14 protein-coding genes are annotated in these 18,280 nt (G+C 64.8%); 6 read left to right on the top strand and 8 right to left on the bottom strand.

The window, feature by feature from the left end; all coding sequences use genetic code 11:
- Positions 1–57: 57 nt before the first annotated feature.
- Positions 58–1,500, top strand: a complete 1,443-nt coding sequence (locus tag ACXAG6_RS07180; protein WP_475336489.1) for a hypothetical protein — start codon at positions 58–60, stop codon at positions 1,498–1,500.
- 33 nt (positions 1,501–1,533) lie between these two features.
- On the opposite strand, the gene ACXAG6_RS07175 is transcribed toward ACXAG6_RS07180, so the two are convergent.
- Positions 1,534–2,085: a TIGR00645 family protein gene (locus ACXAG6_RS07175; protein WP_475336487.1), complete on the bottom strand. Its 552-nt coding sequence runs from the start codon at positions 2,083–2,085 to the stop codon at positions 1,534–1,536.
- 183 nt (positions 2,086–2,268) lie between these two features.
- Positions 2,269–3,684: a homospermidine synthase gene (locus ACXAG6_RS07170; protein WP_475336485.1), complete on the bottom strand. Its 1,416-nt coding sequence runs from the start codon at positions 3,682–3,684 to the stop codon at positions 2,269–2,271.
- Between the two features lie 219 nt (positions 3,685–3,903).
- Here ACXAG6_RS07170 and ACXAG6_RS07165 point away from each other — a divergent pair, with 219 nt between their 5' ends.
- The 4 genes from ACXAG6_RS07165 to ACXAG6_RS07150 all read left to right on the top strand — a co-directional run bounded on the left by ACXAG6_RS07165 (position 3,904) and on the right by ACXAG6_RS07150 (position 8,309).
- Positions 3,904–4,761, top strand: a complete 858-nt coding sequence (locus ACXAG6_RS07165) for a DUF4394 domain-containing protein (protein ID WP_475336482.1) — start codon at positions 3,904–3,906, stop codon at positions 4,759–4,761.
- A 179-nt stretch (positions 4,762–4,940) separates the two neighbouring features.
- The gene (locus ACXAG6_RS07160) at positions 4,941–5,924 is read left to right on the top strand and encodes a DUF4123 domain-containing protein (protein WP_475336480.1); all 984 of its coding nucleotides are present in this window, start codon (positions 4,941–4,943) and stop codon (positions 5,922–5,924) included.
- Between the two features lie 86 nt (positions 5,925–6,010).
- Complete coding sequence (locus ACXAG6_RS07155) at positions 6,011–6,892, top strand: hypothetical protein (protein ID WP_475336479.1); 882 nt, start codon at positions 6,011–6,013, stop codon at positions 6,890–6,892.
- A gap of 1 nt (position 6,893) precedes the next feature.
- The gene (locus ACXAG6_RS07150) at positions 6,894–8,309 is read left to right on the top strand and encodes an esterase/lipase family protein (RefSeq protein WP_475336477.1); all 1,416 of its coding nucleotides are present in this window, start codon (positions 6,894–6,896) and stop codon (positions 8,307–8,309) included.
- Positions 8,310–8,424: 115 nt separating this feature from the next.
- Here ACXAG6_RS07150 and rpsD read toward each other — a convergent pair whose 3' ends face one another.
- The 3 genes from rpsD to ACXAG6_RS07135 form a co-directional block, all read right to left on the bottom strand.
- A complete protein-coding gene (rpsD, locus tag ACXAG6_RS07145; RefSeq protein ID WP_140013239.1) occupies positions 8,425–9,045 on the bottom strand; it encodes a 30S ribosomal protein S4 in 621 nt (206 codons plus the stop codon).
- 177 nt (positions 9,046–9,222) lie between these two features.
- Positions 9,223–10,134, bottom strand: a complete 912-nt coding sequence (locus ACXAG6_RS07140; RefSeq protein ID WP_475336474.1) for a Hint domain-containing protein — start codon at positions 10,132–10,134, stop codon at positions 9,223–9,225.
- Positions 10,135–10,482: 348 nt separating this feature from the next.
- On the bottom strand, positions 10,483–11,397 hold the full coding sequence (locus ACXAG6_RS07135) for a lipid A-modifier LpxR family protein (protein ID WP_475336472.1): 915 nt from the start codon (positions 11,395–11,397) through the stop codon (positions 10,483–10,485).
- Between the two features lie 151 nt (positions 11,398–11,548).
- On the opposite strand from ACXAG6_RS07135, the gene ACXAG6_RS07130 reads away from it, so the two are divergent.
- Entirely contained in the window at positions 11,549–12,655 is a 1,107-nt protein-coding gene (locus ACXAG6_RS07130; protein WP_475336470.1) for a CaiB/BaiF CoA transferase family protein, read from the top strand.
- Positions 12,656–12,779: 124 nt separating this feature from the next.
- Here ACXAG6_RS07130 and ACXAG6_RS07125 read toward each other — a convergent pair whose 3' ends face one another.
- The 3 genes from ACXAG6_RS07125 to ACXAG6_RS07115 all read right to left on the bottom strand — a co-directional run bounded on the left by ACXAG6_RS07125 (position 12,780) and on the right by ACXAG6_RS07115 (position 18,213).
- Positions 12,780–14,147, bottom strand: a complete 1,368-nt coding sequence (locus ACXAG6_RS07125) for an aspartate aminotransferase family protein (RefSeq protein ID WP_475336467.1) — start codon at positions 14,145–14,147, stop codon at positions 12,780–12,782.
- 95 nt (positions 14,148–14,242) lie between these two features.
- Positions 14,243–14,941 (bottom strand): hypothetical protein, encoded by a 699-nt coding sequence (locus ACXAG6_RS07120; RefSeq protein ID WP_475336465.1) that lies wholly within the window; start codon positions 14,939–14,941, stop codon positions 14,243–14,245.
- Between the two features lie 101 nt (positions 14,942–15,042).
- Positions 15,043–18,213 carry a chemotaxis protein CheB gene (locus tag ACXAG6_RS07115; protein WP_475336462.1) on the bottom strand — a complete coding sequence of 1,057 codons (3,171 nt, stop codon included), beginning with the start codon at positions 18,211–18,213 and terminating at the stop codon, positions 15,043–15,045.
- Positions 18,214–18,280 lie beyond the last annotated feature (67 nt).

Raw genomic sequence — 18,280 nt, 5'->3', positions numbered from 1 at the left:
TGCCCTTGCGCCCACCGCCTGACCAGATAGCATTGGAGCGCGACAAGACCTGCCGCCATGAAACACGCCGAGAGCATGACGGACAGCCCCGCCGCCTTACCGCCAAAGCCAGAACCCCTCACCGCCCGCCTGATCGGCGCGCTGCTGATTGCCGTGGTCGCGGTGAACCTCGCGCTTGGCCTCGGGCTGGAAACCGGCACCCATGCGTTGGCGGGCGGGTTTGCGGTGATCGTGCTGGCGCTGCTGGCGCCGCAGGTGCGTGGCTCGCGCCATGTCTTTCTGACGCTTTCAGTGGGCCTTGCGCTGTGGTGCCTGCTCACCCTGCCCGCGCCGGGAGAGGTGCTTTGGCCGGCGCTGGACCGCACCAGCTTCATCATGGCGTTCTTCTGTGCGCTGGCCACGCTGCAACATGTGGCGGCCCGCTCGGCGGCGATTGCCCGGGCGGCGGCCTTTTTGGCGAACCAGCCGCCGGGGCGGCGCTACCTTGCGCTTGCCTCGGGCACGCAGGTGTTTGCGCTGATGCTGAACTACGGCGCGCTTTCGCTGCTGGGCACCATGGCGCAGCGTTCGGCGCAGCAAGAGGCCGACCCGGCAATCCGGGCGCTGCGGGCGCGGCGGATGTTGCAGGGGGCGCAATGCGGCTTTTCGGCCTCGCTCTGCTGGTCGCCGCTGGCCTTTGCCACTGTCATAACAACGGCGCTGGTGCCGGGGGTGAAGTTGGGGACGGTGGTGATGACCGGCCTCGGCTCTTCGGTGATCCTCGTCATCATTGGCTGGCTGGTCGACAGGCGGCTCAAGGGCAGCCTGCCAGCGGGCACGGTGGTGCCCAAGCGCGACGAGGCCGCCGCCCACGACACGCGCGCGCTTTGGCCGCTGGCCTGGCTGCTGGCAGCGGTGGCGGTGCCTGCGCTGGTGGTGGATGCGATCTGGCACATTCCGCCCTCGCGCACGGTGCTGGGGCTGGTGCCGCTGATCGCCGTGGTCTGGGTGCTGGTGGAGACAGCCCGGGGCGGCAAGATGGCGGAACTGGCCGCGCGGGGGCGGGCCTATGCCTTTGGCGACCTGCCCGGGTTTCGCAGCGAGTTGGTGCTGCTGAGCACGGCGGGCTTTATCGGCACCGCAGCGGGTGCCTTGCTGGCGCAGGCGCTGGCGGGCACGGGGTTTGACCTTGGCGGGGTGCCTGCGCGGGTGCTGCTGGTTTTGCCGATCGTGCTGATCCCGCTGGCCGGGCAGATCGGGCTCAACCCGATCCTCTTTGTTTCGCTCTTCGCACAGCTCTTGCCCACGCCAGATGAATTGGGCGTGTCGACCATTTCGCTCGTGATGGCGCTTATCAGTGGCTGGACGCTGACCGCCCCCACCTCACCCTTCACCGCCTCGGTGATGATTGTTTCGCGCTTGGGTGGCGTGAGCCCGCAGGTGGTGGCCTTCAAGTGGAACGGGGTGTTCGTTCTGGCCTCGGCGGTTGCGCTGGGGCTTTGCGTGCAGATCTTGGCGTGAGGGGGCGTGGTGGGCAGATAGCCCACCCTACTCTCAGCCCTTTTTGGAGCGGGCGGCGAGCCAATCCATCAGGGCCATGAGCACGCCGGAGGTGACGAAGGTGAGGTGGATGACCACCAGCCAGAACAGCTCCTGCTTGCCATAGACGGCATCGGCCTCGTCATTGCCGATTTCCATGAAGCGCTTCAGCAGGTGGATGGCCGAGATCGCGACAATGGAGCCGATCAGCTTCATTTTCAGGCCAGAAAAATCGACCGTGCCCATCCATGCGGGGCGATCCTCTGGGTCGCCGATATCGAGCTTGGAAACGAAGTTTTCGTAGCCCGAGAAGAGCACGATGAGCAGCAGGTTTCCGGCAAGCGAGAGGTCGATCAGGGTGAGCACCACGAGGATCGACTTGTCGGCGGACATGGTGAGCACCTGCGGCGCGTAATAGACCAGCTCGCGCAGGAAGATGAAGGTGAGCATCGCAAGGCAGATCGAGAGGCCGAGATACATCGGTGCCATGAGCCAGCGGGCGTTGAAGAGGCCGCGCTCGATGGTGCGCTCCAGCGGGTGGGTCTCGTCGGGCTTTGGCTCGGGCATGGCGGGGCTCATCAATAGAAACGGCTTGAGGTTTCATAGCCGCGCCGCCCGAAGCGGTGAAGGCGCGAGAGGTCGCAGGCGCTGGTGTGTTGCCTGAGAGACCCGGGGCCGCTCCTTGGGGCCTGACGGCCCGTTATCGCGCGGGCGAAGAGGGCCTGAAGGGGCCGATGAGAGGCCCGGTGGTCAGGTGGCCAGCACGTTGCGGAAGGCCCAAGGCACGCTTTCGTCGATGTCTTCTGGGAAGTGCTCCCAGCGGTCCTGAAGCGGGGTCCAATCGGTGTAATGTGCCTCCACGGGGCCGAGGTAGGGGCGTTGCACCTCAAGGCAGCGGGCGTGGTCCATCTCGTCGGCCTCCACGATCCCGGCTTGCGGGTTTTCCAGCGCCCAGACCATGCCAGCGAGCACCGCGGAGGTGACCTGAAGTCCGGTGGCGTTTTGGTAGGGGGCGAGATCGCGGGTTTCCTCGTTAGACAGGCGCGAGCCGAACCAGAGCGCGTTTTTCTCGTGGCCGTAGAGCAGCACGCCGAGTTCGTCGATGCCTTCAACGATCTCATCCTCTGTGAGGATGTGGTGCTTTTCCTGCTGTTTGCCGGAGCCGAACATCTCGTGGAGCGAGAGCACGGCATCGTCGCAGGGGTGATAGGCGTAGTGACAGGTGGGCCGGTATTCGGGGTGGTCGCCCTCGCCGACGGTGAAGAAATCGGAGATCGAGATGGCCTCGTTATGGGTGACGAGGAAGCCGAATTGCGGGCCGGGCGTGGGGCACCATGTGTGGACGCGGGTGATGGCACCGGGGCGCTCCAGCCAGATGGCGGCCTTGCAGCCGGTTTCCTGCCGGTGGCCGTTTTCGGGGAACCACGGCTCATGGGTGCCCCAGCCCAACTCTGCGGGTTGGAAGCCCTCGGCGATGAAGCCCTCGACGGACCATGTGTTGACGAAGACGTTGCGGGGGCGCGGCAGGCGGCGGGCCTGCGTGTCACGCTCGGCGATGTGGACGCCCTGCACGCCGAGGCTTTGCATGAGCTTGGCCCATTGCGCGCGGGTGGTGGGCGCGGAGGTCTCTTTGCCGGTGTCTTTGGCCAGCGTCAGCAGGGCCTCCTTGACGAACCAGCTGACCATGCCGGGATTGGCGCCGCAGCAGTTGACCGCCGTGGGGCCGCCCGGGTTGGCGGCCGCCTCATCGCGCACCGCTTGGCGCAGGGCGTAGTTGGTGCGGGCGGCGTTGTCGCGGTCTTCAAAGTACCAGCCTGCCCACGGCTCGGCCACGGTGTCGATGTAGAGCGCACCGAGTTCGCGGCAGTGCTTCATGATGTCGAGCGAAGAGGTATCGACCGAGAGGTTGACGCAGAAGCCTTTGCCATCGGGAAAGAGGCCCGAGAGCACCTCCTTGTAGTTTTCCGGGGTCAGGGCGGTGTCGATGAAGTTGAGATTGTGCTGGCGCAGGAAGTTGTGTTGGCGCGCGTCGGGTTCGATGACGAGGAACTGGTCGGCGTCATATTCGAAGTGGCGCTCGATCAGGGGCCATGTGCCTTTGCCGATGGAGCCGAAGCCGATCATCACGATGGGGCCGTCGATGCGGTGATACACGGGGTGGGACATGGGCAGGCTCCTTCAGGTTGCGCCCCCATGCATGGCAAAACCCGGCGGCGAGGCCAAGGGACCGGTGGAAGTTTCGGCCTTGATGGCGAATTTTGCGCAGGGCTGTTCACATCGGCGTGATCGGGGCGGCGGGCTGAAACTCCGGGAGCCGGGCTTTCGTGTCCTCTTTTGCAAACGCGGGGCACATCGCCCTGTGACACTCAAAACTCAGAGGACTTCATGACCAACACCCTTCTTTCTTCCGCTGCCGTCGCCCTTGCCCTTGGCGCCGCGCCTGCTTTTGCCGCCGGTCACGCTGGCAACATGGGCTATGCCCTCGCCGATGACGGCTCCACGCTGGTGGTGATGGCCGATATCGCCGCGCCCGGCGAGGTGCAGACCTTTGAGCTCGACAAACCGCTGCGCGCAATTGCTTACCGCCCGGTGACCGGCGACCTGCTGGGCTTTGCCGATGGCATGATCGTGACGGTGAACCCCGCTTCGGGCGAGATCAGCGACCTTGGCGCGACCTTTGACGAGAACGCCATGATTGGCGCGGATGGCTATGTGGCCTTTGACTTCAACAACAAGATCGACGCCGTGCGGGCCGTGGGCTCGGACGGGGCGAACCTTGTCTACTTCCCCGAGGGCTTTGGCGACAATGACGAGCGGGCGAACACGGTGAAGCGCTTTACCGACACCGCTTACGGCGAGGGCGATGCCAACGCCGGTGCGACGCCGATGATCTTTGCCAACGCCTACACCAACGCGATTGCGGGCGAGACCGCTGGCTCGACCGCGCAGTTTGCGCTCGACGCGGGCACCGACTCGCTGGTGACGCTGGCCAACAACGACGGCACGCTGGGCACCGTGGGCAAGGTGACCGTGGACGGTGAAGAGGTGGACCTGAGCGCTTGGGGCGGGTTTGACATTCTGTCACCGTCCGAGGGCGAAGATCAGGCCTATGCCGTGCTCCAGATGGAAGGCGCCGAAAGCGCTGGCCTCTACGCGATCGACCTCGAAAGCGGCGCGGCGACGATGCTGGCCGACCTCGGCATGGGCGGCTTCTCGGGCTTTGCCGTCAGCCCCGGCATGTAATGTCTCCTGAGGGTTGAGCAGGAAGGGCCGCCTGAAAGGGCGGCCCTTGTTTTTGGTCGAGTGCAATCATACAAATGACCCTGTGATGCGAGTAAAGGGTCTGAATCCAAGTGTTTGCTGGCACCTCTGCTGCTTCGGAGACCCCTTTTTCGTTGCCTTCCCCGCAACTCTCGCCGGGCGTGCTGGTGAGGTTCGAGGGCGTGCAGCCTGTCAACGAGCAGCCGGGAACTAACCTTTCAAACTACGTACCCGATGGCCTCGCGGAGCCGTTGTTCGGCGTTTCCGTGACGCAAGCCCGTTCCCGCCCGCAACCGGGCGATATCCCTGCGACAGACTCTGAGCATTGGACCTACGCTGTACTTGATGCCGGCCGCATTCTGCATCTGCCCGAACGGCTCGACGGTTCCGGGCTTCGCCACCGCTGCCTGTTCTCGGGCAGATCGCAGCAGGACATGGGCGATGTCGCGCCCTGGCTGGTCGAGCTGGACCCGACCAGCCCACTGACCCGCGACCTCTTCAGCCGGGGCGAGGCGACACACCACCTGTGGAGTGCATATCCCGGCCTCTTCATTCGCACGCCCGCCCGATTCGAAATGCTCTGGGCGCACCTGCGCAAATTTACCCGGCTGCGGGACGAGAGCGGGCGCTGGCTCTACTTCCGGTTCTGGGAGCCTACGACCTTTGCCACACTGTCGGGCATCGCGCCGAGCGAAGAGCCGTGGCTGGGCCGGTTCTTCGGCAATCACCAGTTTTTCTGGCCCGACACCGAGCAGGGCGGGACGACCTGGTTCGGCTTCTGCCGCCGGGGCGAAGATGAAGCCGCCTCCCCTCTGGTCCTCGGCCCGGTGGCGCTGGCCGCATTGGAAGACGCGGTGCGCAGGCGCCGAGAGGCCGAGGACTTGAAAGACGTCCGCGCCCGCCTTCGCAGTTCCGCGCCCGAGCTTGACCTTTCGGACGGTTTCCTCGCCTCGCTTCGCAGCTGGCTGCAGGCCCGGGGGTTTCGGAGCCACGCGACCCTGCGTCCGGCGATGCACGGGCTGGCACGCCGCTTTCCCGAGGGCAGCCCCCCCGACCCCGGCCTGCTGGAATTGCTCTCGGATCGACGCAAAGGGGCCGGTGTGCGACTGTGGCACATCGAGAACTGGAAAGGTGGTGGGCGATGAAGCGCATGGTTCAAGCGGTCGCCGCGATTTTCTTGATCTGCGTTCTGCCCTTGGTGGGGCAGACGAAAAAAACAATGGAGACACCGATGGGGTCAGAGGCCCGGACATGGTGCGTGGGCCGCTACGCGGTCGATTTGCCGACAGAATTCGAACCGGGGGCGCTGGAGGCGAGCGTCGGCCTACCGCGCGCCGTGGCGGTGACCGGGCTTGGGCCCGGCACAGAGCGCGAACTCAGAGCCCACGTCGGGGCCAGGCGTACCGCCCTGGCCGCCGGTGTCGAGGAGCCCGAGGGCTACTTTCGGCTGGCCGAAGAACGCAACCAGGGCGGCATGGCCCTTCTGTGGCGCAAGGCCTTCGACCCCGACCTGCCCACCTTCGACCCTGGCAGCCTGGGTTTGGAGGCCTATTACCTTCGCGAAGGGCACATGTTCCGGGCCCGGGTGGATGGCTTCCGTTCGCCCGAGGACCTGGGCCAGCTCGGCGAGGGGTCCGGCCAGCTTGACCTGCCCGAGATCGCGGCAGCCACCCGGCCGCGGGAGAGCACGGAGCTTCCGCCGGGCCCCGGCATCTGCGCGGAGCGGGCCCGGCTCGACATGCCGGTACGGGCCAGCGAGCACGTCACCGCGCGTTTTCGTCACCCGTCAGGCCAAGGCGTGATCCTCACCTTCGAGCTGAGCCAGCACGCCAGCCTGCCGGCCCCGCCCTACGCCGACCTGATGACCAGCGCAGCCTCCAAGCCGCGCGAGGTGGCCGGCCTCGAGGGCGAGGAGGCGCGAGAGATCGACACGGGTGAGGCGCGGGTGCGGTTTGAATTTTCCGGCGTGGAGGGCGAGAGCGTCGGGGAGCCCTCGCGCGCGATCCGGGTGCTGCTCATTGCCGCCGGGCAGCCGGGGCCGGGCGACGGCCTCGCGCAGGACGATCTGGAGATAATCTGGGATAACGCCCTGCACAGCTTGGAGCGCCGCTGAGATGGCCGACAGCGCCGTTGCCGGCTGCATCCAGAACATAGTTGCGCCGGTCATATTCATCCCCGGGATCATGGGCAGCCGCCTGCGCAATCAAAACGGCGACATCGTCTGGAATCCGGGCGTCGACGGTTGGGAGCAGATCGGGAATGCCCTCGGGCTTGCTCGCCGGTTCGCGGCGGGCAAGCGCCGCCGCATCGTTGGCGGCCCGGGCCAATACTTTCGCCCCGACCACCTGGAGGTCGCCCATCGCGCCGATGGCGGCCTGGAAGATCACGGCTGGGCCGGGATGCTGCCCTCCTACCGGGGGTTCATGTCGGCCCTGAACGGGGAGCGGCACGGCTACGTGAACGAATGCCTGGTCATGACCCGGATCGTAGTGTGGTGTTACCCTTACAACTGGACATCCTCCAACCTCGATTCGGCACGGCGCCCCCAGAACGCCCCATATGGAAACCTCGAGACCGTTGTGGCCCGGGCGGCCCAACATGCCGAGGATCTCGCCCGCGAGCTCGACAGGCAGGCCGTGAAGCCGTTGATCGTCACCCATTCGATGGGCGGGCTGGTCTCGCGGGCGTTCACCAACATCCTGGGCAAGTCCGACCTGGTGCATGGTGTGATCCACGGGGCCATGCCGACCCATGGCGCCCCCGAGCTCTACAAGCGCATGAAGGGCGGCTTCGAGGGGGCCACCGCGCCCGTACTGGGGCGAAGCGGAATCGAGGTCACCGCGACGGCGGGCAATTGCCCCGGGCCGCTGGAGCTGGCACCCAACCAGTGGCACCAGACCGCCGATGCACAGCGCGATTGGGTCACGGCCGTCGAATCCGACGGGCGCAAGCTGGCCCTGCCGCGCAGCGACCCCTATTCGGAGCTGTACGAAAACGAGACCGACTACTGGCGACTGATCGACAAGCCCTTTCTCAACCCCGAGGGCGACCCGACAGGCGAGGTGGCCTACCTGCGGTACCTCGAACAGATCCGCCGGGCGCAGGCCTATCACCTGAGCCTTGGGCGCGACGGTTTTCACCCGAACACCCGCATGTTCTACGGAACCGAGCGGCGCACGCGCGACCGGGTCGACTGGAGCCTTGTCGAGATGATGGGCCTGCTGCCGGCGAGTGGCAGCTTCGCGGGAGGCGAGGCCGAAGCGCTGGGGTTTGACCGAGTCGCCGTGAGGGGCAGGCACGGCCAGTCCGACAGCGCCGGCATGAGCGACTTCTACCGCGCCCTGCTCGAGATGTCGGGCCCGAACGCGCCCGGGGATGGCACCGTGCAATCGGGCGCAGGCGCCCATACCGGGCAGATGGCGGTGCCGGTCGCGGACGGGTTCGAGCATCAGGCCGCCTACGACTCGCCGCGGGCCCGCGAGCTGACGTTGCAGTGGCTGGGCGAGATGATCGAAGAGATGGCTGGCTGAAGGCAGCCTGGCCCTCCTGCGGCGCTGCGGCCCATATGCCGCCCCCCTCCCGCAACAGAAAAAGGGCCGCACCCTGCGGTGCGGCCCTCCTGTCCCTCGAACTTGTCGTTTTGACTTAGTTCTGAGCGTAGAATTCGATGACGAGGTTCGGTTCCATCTGGACCGCGTAGGGCACGTCCGACAGGCCGGGGGTGCGCACGAAGGTGGCGGTCATCTTGGAGTGGTCGGCCTCGATGTACTCGGGCACGTCACGCTCGGGAAGCTGGGTGGCTTCGAGCACGACGGCGAGCTGCTTGGACTTGTCGCGGACCTCGATCACGTCGCCCTCTTTCACACGGTAGGAGGGGATGTTGACGCGCTTGCCGTTCACCTTGACGTGGCCGTGGTTCACGAACTGACGGGCCGCGAAGACGGTGGGCACGAACTTGGCGCGGTACACAACGGCGTCGAGGCGGCGCTCGAGCAGGCCGATGAGAAGCTCGCCGGTGTCACCGCGCAGACGCTCGGCCTCGGCGAAGATGCGGCGGAACTGCTTTTCGGTCAGGTCGCCGTAGTGGCCCTTCAGCTTTTGCTTGGCGCGGAGCTGCAGGCCGAAGTCGGACATCTTGCCCTTGCGGCGCTGGCCGTGCTGGCCGGGGCCGTATTCGCGGCGGTTGACTGGGGACTTCGGGCGGCCCCAGATGTTTTCGCCCATGCGGCGGTCGAGTTTGTACTTGGCAGAGGTGCGTTTGGTCACCGTCTGATCTCCTTCTAGATGCGTCCCCTGAGCGGAGACTATGAAGGGCGTTGTCCTCTCTCTTGCGAGTGACAGGCATCCCCTTGCGGGGGCCACCAACACCAATTGAAACACCGGGGCGCGAACCCCGGTGGATGGCGGGCTTATACAGCCGCGCGGAGGGGAGTCAAGCGTGGCTCAGGCGGCCAGGCCGACATCGTGACGCAGGATCGCCGCCTCGGCGCAGGAGAGGGTGCGACGGGCGGGCGCGCCGTAATCATCCGGGCGCTTGCGCAGCCACGGCAAGCCGTCGAGCAGCCGCTCGCGATCGCCCGCGTCCAGCGTGCCGAAATCGGCCTCGGCGGGGTGAAAACTTTCGGTTTCCACGCCATTGGCGAAGAGCACCTGATGACGATCCATGAGGATGTGCACATAGGTGACTTCGGTGCGGTGGTGATCGGTCGTGATGCCGCGCAGGCCGGAGAGGTCGCGCGCGCGCACCAGCACCTCGGGCGTGTTGTAAAGCGCCTGGGCTGCGGGGCCGCGAATGAGCATCCGGTGGTTGGGAGACACAAGCAGGTCGCCATCGGGGATATCGGGCCCCAGCACGCCGGCGCGGATGCGCATGGGCCGCAGTTGCGGCATGGCGAAGAGGCGGGCGCCTGTCATCCGGCGGGCACCGGACCACATGACCGGCTGGGAGCCATCATCCTTGGTTTGCACCATGTCGCCTTCGCGCAAGTCTTGGACGGCCTTGTAGCCGTCGGGCGTGGCAATGCGGGTGCCTGCGGTGAAACAGATCACCCCGCCCTCTGCCGTCTCTCCGGGGGGCAGCGGCGTTTCGGCGGGCCGGGCGGCAGCGCTGACCCAGAGTTCGGTGCCCTCGGGCGGAACGCGGCCTGCAAACATCAGCAGGCCAGATGCGCCGGGGACGGTTTCGATGAAGGTTGCCATCCATGCGTCCTGACCGTCTGTGACGGTGAAGCTGGCGTGGGACAGCAGCGCATCCTCTGCGGTGACGGCGGCAATCGCCTCGGCGCGGGCGAGCGCCCGGCGGGCATCGTCGCCGCGTGTGAGCTCGGCCAGTGCCGTGCTATTGCCGGAAATCATGCGCCGCACCTTGCGTGCCGCGCGTTTGTGGAGGTCTGCCATACCCGCAGCATCTGCGAGCGAGATCACATCTCCCGGGCCATCGACCCGAGTGAGCGCCCCGCACCAGCGCCATGTCGCACCCGGATGCAGGCTTGTAACCGGCGCGCCGGGATGCCCATCTGTTTCCGTATACGACCAGGGAATGACAAACGTGCCGAGAAAGCCCGTTTTCATGCCTGTATGCCTGCCATTTGTCTTTTATTATTAACAAAGCGTTAACATGGGCAGGACTCTGCCACCAAGAAAAATGTGCAGGGGAGTCAAAGGCGTGGCAGGGGAGTCACGATGTGGCCGCCGAGTGGAGTGTCAGAAAAACAGCCGAAGTTGCAGCGCGCCGACCATTTGGCCCTCGGTCTGGGCCTCGAACTCTTCGCTGAGGTAGGTCAGGCCGTAGAACAGGCCGTGGTTGTCGCCCTGCCAGTTCATCCCGGCGCGGAGGCGGGTGCGGGTGTCTGTCAGCTCGAAGCCGTCTTCTTCGGGCAGGTATTCTGACGAATAGACCTTGGCCATGTCGCCGCCGATAAGGAAGGACAGGCCATGATCTTCGCGCGAGCGGATGACCTGATAGAGGTGGCCGGTGGTGATATCGCGCGCCATCAGCGCCCCGCGCCCGTAGCTGCCGAAGGTGAGATCGGCACCGACGCGGGCAAAGCTCTCGACCCCCGCCTGCACCTCAAGGAAGGGCCGCAGGCGCGCGTTGCCGAATGCCAGCTCGCGCGACAGCTCGGCGGACAGCGAGGCGTAGGCGTTGTTGGGGATTTGGTCGTCCAGCACCTTGGAGCTTTCCAGCCCGAAGGTTTCGTGAATCGTGTTTTGCAGCTCACCCAGCCCGGTTTGCGGGCCCGTGAAGGTCAGATCGAGCCCGGCGCGCAAATCGCTGCCACCCAGCTTGGAGTAGCTGTGCACGCCGAGGGTGAACGCGGCGACGAAGCGACGATCGTTGACGGCGGGCGCAGTGAGGCTTTCGGGGGAGATCAGCTCGGAGCGCAGGCGAAATTCCAGCAGCTGGCCAAACCTATCCGGCGCGACGCCCTGCCAATCCGGGCCATAGGCGATGGAGATGGTATAGGCTCCGGTGCGCCAGCGGTCATAGCCATCGCCCAACACGTCATTGGTGAAGAGCCTCCCCCAGCCCAACAAGGCCCGCTCTTCGGCGTGGGCGGGCATGGCAAGCCCGGTGAGGGCGGTCAGGAGAGCCAGAAGGCGGGCAAGAGGTTTCATCGCGCGTTACCTGTTGTCGGAGGTTAGCAGTTTCCATACGCGCAACCACCGGCTGCCAGAAGGGGATCGTGAAAACCTTCCGTAGAAACGCAGTGTTTCCGCAACAGGGAAGTGGCGCTAGGGTGCCGCGACAAAGCTATGGGGAGGCAGGATGAAACCGCTTGAAGGGCTGAAGGTGATCGAGATGGCGCGGATCCTCGCGGGGCCATGGATTGGGCAGGCGCTGGCCGATCTGGGCGCGGAGGTGATCAAGCTGGAGAGCCCGGACGGCGACGACACCCGCAAGTGGGGACCGCCCTTTGTGGAACGCGACGGCGACGTAAGCGCGGCCTATTTCTACTCGGCCAACCGGGGGAAGGTAAGCGAGGTGGTCGATTTTCGCACGCCCGAGGGGCAGGCGCGGGTGCGCGAGTTGGTGGGCGGTGCCGACATTCTGATCGAGAACTTCAAGGTGGGCGGACTGGCGAAATACGGTTTGGATTACCCGGCGCTGTCGCGGGTGAACCCGGCGCTGATTTACTGCTCGGTCACCGGCTTTGGGCAGGACGGGCCCTATGCGCATCGGGCGGGATATGACTACCTGCTGCAGGGGATGAGCGGGCTGATGGATATTACCGGCGATCCGGAGGGCCAGCCGACGCGCTTTGGCGTGGCCGTCACCGATATTGTCACCGGGCTTTACTCGACCATCGGCATTCTGGCCGCCGTGGAGCAGCGGCACCGCACCGGCAAGGGGCAGCACATTGACATGAGCCTGCTGGATTGCGCGGTGGCGATGCTGGCCAATCAGGGGATGAATTACCTCGCCACCGGGGTGCCGCCGGAGCGCACGGGCAGTTGGCATCGCAACCTTGGCCCCTATCAGGTGGTGCCGGTGAAAGACGGGCATATCATCATCGCGGTGGGCAATGACGGGCAGTTCCGCCGGTTTTGCGATGTTTTGGGGCTTGGGGCGCTGGCCGATGACGAGCGCTTTGCCACCAACCCCGGGCGGGTGACCAACCGGGAGGTTCTGACACCGGTGATCGAGGCGATGACCTCGGGCTGGGAGAAGGCCGAGCTGCTGGCGGCCTTCGAAGCGGCCACCGTGCCGGCTGGGCCGATCAACGATGTGGGCGAGGCGCTGGCCGACCCGCAGGTTGTGGCGCGCGGGATGCGGATTGATCCGGAGGGCGTGCCGGGGCTGCGGGGACCGTGGAAGTTTACGGACGCGGAGCTGGCACTGGAGCGCACGGCACCGGTGTTGCCGAAAGGGTGAGGCGGGTGGTGGGCAGATTGCCCACCTGAGTACGCACTGAAGGGTCACCCCCCGGTCTGAGCCGGAGGCTCTCTCGGGTGGCGAGAGATCCTCGGGTCAGGCCCGAGGATGACGGGGCGTTCGATCAACCGTGTTCGGCGGACACGTCCTTGAGGGCCTTCTCGACGCCGGTGAGGACTTCGTTCACCTGTTCTTCGGTGATGATCATCGGCGGGCAGAAGGCGACGGTGTCGCCCAGGTTGCGGGCGATGACGCCGTGGTTCATCAGCGCCGCGCCCATTGCCGCGCCGAGGGCGCCCACGGGCTTTTCTTCGCGGGCCTTGGCCGGATCAAGCTCCAGCGCGGCGATCAGGCCGATGCCGCGCATTTCTCCCACGAGGTCGAACTCATCGGCCAGCTTCTTGAGCCCGGCGCGCAGCGGCTCGCCCTGTTTGGCGGCGTTGGCCACCAGCCCGCGCTCTTCGATGATGGCAATATTCTCCAGCGCCACGGCAGCGCCGACCGGGTGGCCCGCGCCGGTAACGCCGTGGCCGAGGGTGCCGATGCGGCCCGTCTCATCCTGAATGGGCGCATAGGCGCGCTCGTTGAGGAGCACGGCGGAGAGCGGGAAATACGACGAGGTGATCTGCTTGGAGCTGACCATGATATCGGGCTTGATGTCGTAGGTCTGGCTGCCCCAGAGGTTGCCGGTGCGCCCGAAGCCGCAAATCACCTCATCGGCGACCAGCAGGATGTCATACTTCGCCAGCACGGCCTGAATTTTCTGCCAGTAGCCCTTGGGCGGCACCACGACGCCCCCTGCCCCCATGACCGGCTCGCCGATGAAGGCGGCGATGGTATCGGGGCCTTCGGCTTCGATCATGGCCTCAAGGTCGGCGGCGCAGCGGGTGGCAAACTCTTCTTCGGTCTCGCCGTCCTGCCCCTCTTTCCAGTAGTGCGGGCAGGTGGTGTGCAGGATGCCCTGAATCGGCAGATCGAAGCTGCGGTGGTTATAGGGCAGCCCGGTGAGCGAGGCGGAGGCGACGGTGACGCCGTGGTAGCCGCGCAGTCGGGAGATGATCTTTTTCTTCTCCGGCTTGCCCAGCGCGTTGGAGCGATACCAGAGGAACTTGACCACGGTATCGTTGGCCTCGGAGCCGGAGTTGGTGAAATAGGCTTTGCTCATCGGCACGGGGGCCATGCTCACCAGCTTTTCGGCAAGGTCGATGGCCGGGCCGTGGGAGCGGTGGGCGAAGGTCTGGTAGTAGGGCAGCTGCTTCATCTGGGCGGTGGCGGCCTCAACCAGCCGCTCTTCGCCAAAGCCCACCCCGACCGACCAGAGCCCGGCCAGCGCCTCGACATAGCGCTTGCCCTGATTGTCGTAGACATAGACCCCTTCACCACGCTCGATCACCGTTGGGCCGAGCTCCTGATGCAGCTCGGCGTTGGTGTAGCTGTGCAGGTGGTAGGCGATATCGCGGGCTTCGGGCGAATTGGGCGAGTGGCGGTTCATGGCGGGGCCTTTCGATGCAATTTCGCGGCCCAGCATGCAGAGGCGCGGGCGGATGTCACCCCCCGAAGCGACGGGAACCGCCACGGCACCGCGCGTTAACGCACGATCAGGGGCCGGGGCAGGCGAAAGCCCTGAAGGGCGGAGGGCGCATCATCGGCAATTCCGCGCTTGCTGGCCTGTGGCTCCTCGTGGGGCTGGGCGAGGTAGCGGGTGAGCAGACCGGTGTAGAACTCAAGGTCGTGCTTCTTGCCCTGAAGCGTTGCCAGCCGCGCCGCCACCCTCTCGGCCCCTACCTTGCTGTCGGTTGCGGCTCCGTCAAGGCGGAGCATGTCGAGGCAGGGCAAGACCAGATCGAGCAAAGCACTGGCGGCAACGTAATGCAGCGCCGTCTCCGCGGCGCGTTCGGTTCGGTGCTGGGGCTGGAGCATGGCCTGCACCGCACCGAAGGCGCGCTGGAAGCGGACCCAGACCTTCTGGATGCCGTTGAACACGGCCTGCGTCGCCACTCGCACTCCAACGAGCGACAGGTGGGAGATGGCAATATTGACCTCGCCATCGGCAAGAAGCCCGCGCTCGTGCGAGCTTGGCAAAAATGGCATGAGCTCGGCCACGAAGCCCGGGGTAAAGGCCTGTTTCAGAGGCTGAGGCACGTTGAAACTTGTGCGGGTGCGGCTGCCCGGCAGGTTGAACTCGACCCGCTCGGCAAACCACTCACCTGTCTGGGTATCTCTGAAGAGGGAAATCGCAATTTGGTTAAAATTTTCGCCGTCTTCGAAGCCATTACCTGTCACCATCTCGCACGCCTTGTCGCAACCATCTCGGGAGGTGGCGATCATCGTCCAAAATTAGTTACCACAGGGTTAACGCCGGAGCTCAGGCGGTAGGAGATCGGCAATCATTTGCGACGGCGCAGAACGCCAAAGGTATGTGAAATCTTGCCCTTGTCGTCGCGCAGCACGCGGCACTTGCTGTGATAGGGAATGCGGCTCCCGTCTGGCCGCTGGATCTCGCCTTCGAACTCGAAGTCTTCGCCCTGCTTCATCGCCCTGTCGAGCAGGCCCCTGACGCGGCTCGCGCTTTCCGGGGTGAGGTGTTTCAGCGCCGTTTCGATCTCGGGCTGCTCGCTTCGATCCACCCCGAGCAGGTCGTAGAGTGTGGGATTCCAATAGTTTATGCCATTCTGGATATCGTAGGAATAAACACCAAGCCCTTCGTCGGAGGTGATCTCGTTGTAATGGCGGAGCAGCATGCTCTCGGTTTGCATGCGGGAGAAGTCGCGCACCACGCCGATCAGGCCGACGACATTGTTCAGCCGGTCGGTGACAACGGTTCCCGAGCTTTCGATCACCGTCACGCGACCATCGGGGCGGACGACGCGCGCGGTAAAGTAAAAGCCGGAACGCTCTTCGAGGGCTTTGCCGAGCCGCTCGCGCACAAATTCACGGTCTCTGGGGTGCAAATATCCGATGGCCCGATCCAGTGACATGGTTTCGGTTTCCGGGGGGAGGCCGTGGATATGATAAACCTCTTCCGACCATTCCACCTCGGTATCGGGAAATTGAACCCGCCAGGTGCCGATCTTGCCAAACCGGCGCAGCGTGTGGATCAGCGAGGTCTCGAGGGTGCTTTCGAGCGGGGTGACCATGACCACAAGCCCGATCAACTCATCGGCGCCGCTGCTGAGCGGGACGATGGTGAGCAGAAAACTCCGCTGCCCGCTGGAGAACTGCCGCGAGACGTTCTTGCGGTTAAGCAGGGCTTGCGAGCAAAGGTCGACAACGGGGGGGAAGCCTTCGGGCAGGTGGCACTGGGAGATGTGGCCCATGGACTGGCCGCGGGTACGCAGCTCGAATTGCTCGACAGCCCGGCGCGAAGCGTGGCGGATCAGCAGGCCCTGATCGAGCATGAGCATGGTTGTAGGCAGCCCATCCACGATGCCGTTCAGCTCCGCCGTGGTGCGTTGCAGCTCGGTGGAGTTGACGATCAGCTCCTCGTTGACGGTGATCAGCTCTTCGTTGGTTGATTGCAGCTCTTCATTGGAGGTTTCGAGCTCTTCATTGGTGCTTTGCAGCTCCTCGTTGGAGCTTTGAAGCTCTTCGTTGAGCGACTGCAACTCTTCGTTGGAGGTTTGCAGTTGCTCCATCGTCACGTTCAGCGCCTCGCGGGTGCGGGCAAGCTCGGTTTCGATGTAGGTGACGTAATCGCCCTGCTCTTCCTCGCTCGCCTCGGGGGTGGTGCGCATCTCGGTTTCGATGGCCAGCAGCAGGTAGGGTTCTTCACGGCCCTGCGGCTCCATCGGATAGACCACGAGCCGCGCGTGGTTGAACCCTTGCCCCTCGATACGGTGCCATTGCCCGGTGCGGGACTTCATATTTTTCCGGGCCACCAACAGAAGAGTGGTGCTTTCATTGGCGAGCGGGGCCTTCAACAGGCGCAGGCTGAAGCCTTTGAACACGGAATCGGTGATCTGGCAGAAGGGGGCAAGATCGCCATAGACCTTCAGCACGGCACCCTCAGCGCTTACCAGCACCGCCGTTTCGGCGAAGCTCTGGACCAGCGCGTGGAAGTTGCTCCAATCGTGCAAGTTGTCGCCGCCCTTTGCCTTGTCTTGCGTCAGGATCCTGCGGCTGGACCGGATGGCATGGGTGGAGCCGAAGTTGGTCATATCAATCGGCGGGGTGCTGCGCTTGGCGTAGATCTTGGCCGCCGGATCGAGCTGGATGAAATGGCTTTCGATGGTGCCCGCGGTTTCGGAGGTGCCCAGAAACAGCATGCCATCGGCGGAGAGCGCATATTGAATGCGCGAGAGCACGCGGTCTTGCAGGGTGTTGTCGAAGTAGATCAGCACGTTACGGATGCTGACGAGGTCGATCGACATGAACGGCGCATCCTGAAAGATGTTGTGCCGTGTGAACATGACGCAATTACGCAAGCTCTGCTTGACGATCACCCTATCGCCGGAAATGTCGAAGTATTTCTCAAGCAGGTCGGGCGGAATGTCATCAGCGGCGCTGCTTGGGTAGGAGCCGCGCCGCCCCACCGCGAGGGCGTGCTCGTCGATGTCGGTGGCAAAGATCTGGAGGCTGTCCTTGCCCAGCGCGTCTAGCCCGCCGGCTGCCTCGGCATAGAGCGCGGCGATGGAATAGGCCTCTTCGCCGGTGGCGCAGCCGGGCACCCAGATGCGCATCTTGGCGCCCGGTTTTGCGGTGACCCGATCCTGCAACACATCGCGCAGCACCGCGAATTGCTCGCCATCGCGGAAGAAGCGCGTCACCGAGATCAGCAGATCCTTGTAGAGCGCTTCCACCTCCTCCTGACTGCGACGGCAGAAATCCACGTATTCGGCCTGCGAAGTGATGCCTTTGGCCACCATCCGGCGGTGCACACGGCGGTTGATCGTGCTTTCCTTATACTGGCGAAAGTCGACCATGGTGTGGGCCAGCAGGATTTGGAAGAGGTCGGCGTTTTTGGTCGCTTCCTCGCCCATTTTCTTGAGTTCTTCGAGATCGCGCGGCTGGCTGAGGATCTTTTCGAGGTGTTGGCCAATTTGTTGCGGTGTCAGCACCAGATCGACGCAGCCGGTGCGCACGGCGCTGACCGGCATGGAATCATACTTTGCTGAAGCGGGCTCCTGCGCGATGGTGATGCCGCCCGCCTCGCGGATCGCCTGCACCCCATAGCTGCCGTCGCTTCCGGTGCCCGAGAGCACCAGCCCCATGCAATGCGCACCCAACCCCTCGGCCAGCGCATTGAAGAGCCTGTCGGCGGAGGGTTTGGGGGTGGCAGGGTGGCCGGACGGATTAAGCCGCAACAGCTTGCCATCTTCAAACCCCACGTCGCTTCCGGGTGGCGGGATATAAATGGTGTCGGCCTTGGGCTCTATCGGGCTTGTTATTTCCCTAACGTCAAGGCTGGTTTCACGCGAGAGCAGCTTGACCAGCATGCTCTCATGGCTGGGCGACATGTGCTGGGCCAGCGCAAAGGCGCAATTCAGCCCTTTTGGGAGGTTTTGCAGGAAGAGAGACATCGCCTCCAACCCGCCTGCCGAAGCTGCGATCCCAACCACGACTGGCGGTTCTTTCGGTGTCTTACCCATCGTTCCCCAGGCACTCTGAAAACGAGGCGCGAAAGTG

It is taken from the genome of Vannielia sp. ABF1_015 (assembly GCF_056160745.1).
This window is presented reverse-complemented; position numbering and strand designations above follow the sequence as displayed.

Bases quoted from the DNA above. Each gene is read 5' to 3' on its own strand.
- ACXAG6_RS07180 (WP_475336489.1), top strand. From the start codon at position 58: ATGAAACACGCCGAGAGCATGACGGACAGCCCCGCCGCCTTACCGCCA.
- ACXAG6_RS07175 (WP_475336487.1), bottom strand. From the start codon at position 2,085: ATGCCCGAGCCAAAGCCCGACGAGACCCACCCGCTGGAGCGCACCATC.
- ACXAG6_RS07170 (WP_475336485.1), bottom strand. From the start codon at position 3,684: ATGTCCCACCCCGTGTATCACCGCATCGACGGCCCCATCGTGATGATC.
- ACXAG6_RS07165 (WP_475336482.1), top strand. From the start codon at position 3,904: ATGACCAACACCCTTCTTTCTTCCGCTGCCGTCGCCCTTGCCCTTGGC.
- ACXAG6_RS07155 (WP_475336479.1), top strand. From the start codon at position 6,011: ATGGGGTCAGAGGCCCGGACATGGTGCGTGGGCCGCTACGCGGTCGAT.
- ACXAG6_RS07150 (WP_475336477.1), top strand. From the start codon at position 6,894: ATGGCCGACAGCGCCGTTGCCGGCTGCATCCAGAACATAGTTGCGCCG.
- ACXAG6_RS07140 (WP_475336474.1), bottom strand. From the start codon at position 10,134: ATGATTTCCGGCAATAGCACGGCACTGGCCGAGCTCACACGCGGCGAC.
- ACXAG6_RS07135 (WP_475336472.1), bottom strand. From the start codon at position 11,397: ATGAAACCTCTTGCCCGCCTTCTGGCTCTCCTGACCGCCCTCACCGGG.
- ACXAG6_RS07130 (WP_475336470.1), top strand. From the start codon at position 11,549: ATGAAACCGCTTGAAGGGCTGAAGGTGATCGAGATGGCGCGGATCCTC.
- ACXAG6_RS07125 (WP_475336467.1), bottom strand. From the start codon at position 14,147: ATGAACCGCCACTCGCCCAATTCGCCCGAAGCCCGCGATATCGCCTAC.
- ACXAG6_RS07120 (WP_475336465.1), bottom strand. From the start codon at position 14,941: ATGGTGACAGGTAATGGCTTCGAAGACGGCGAAAATTTTAACCAAATT.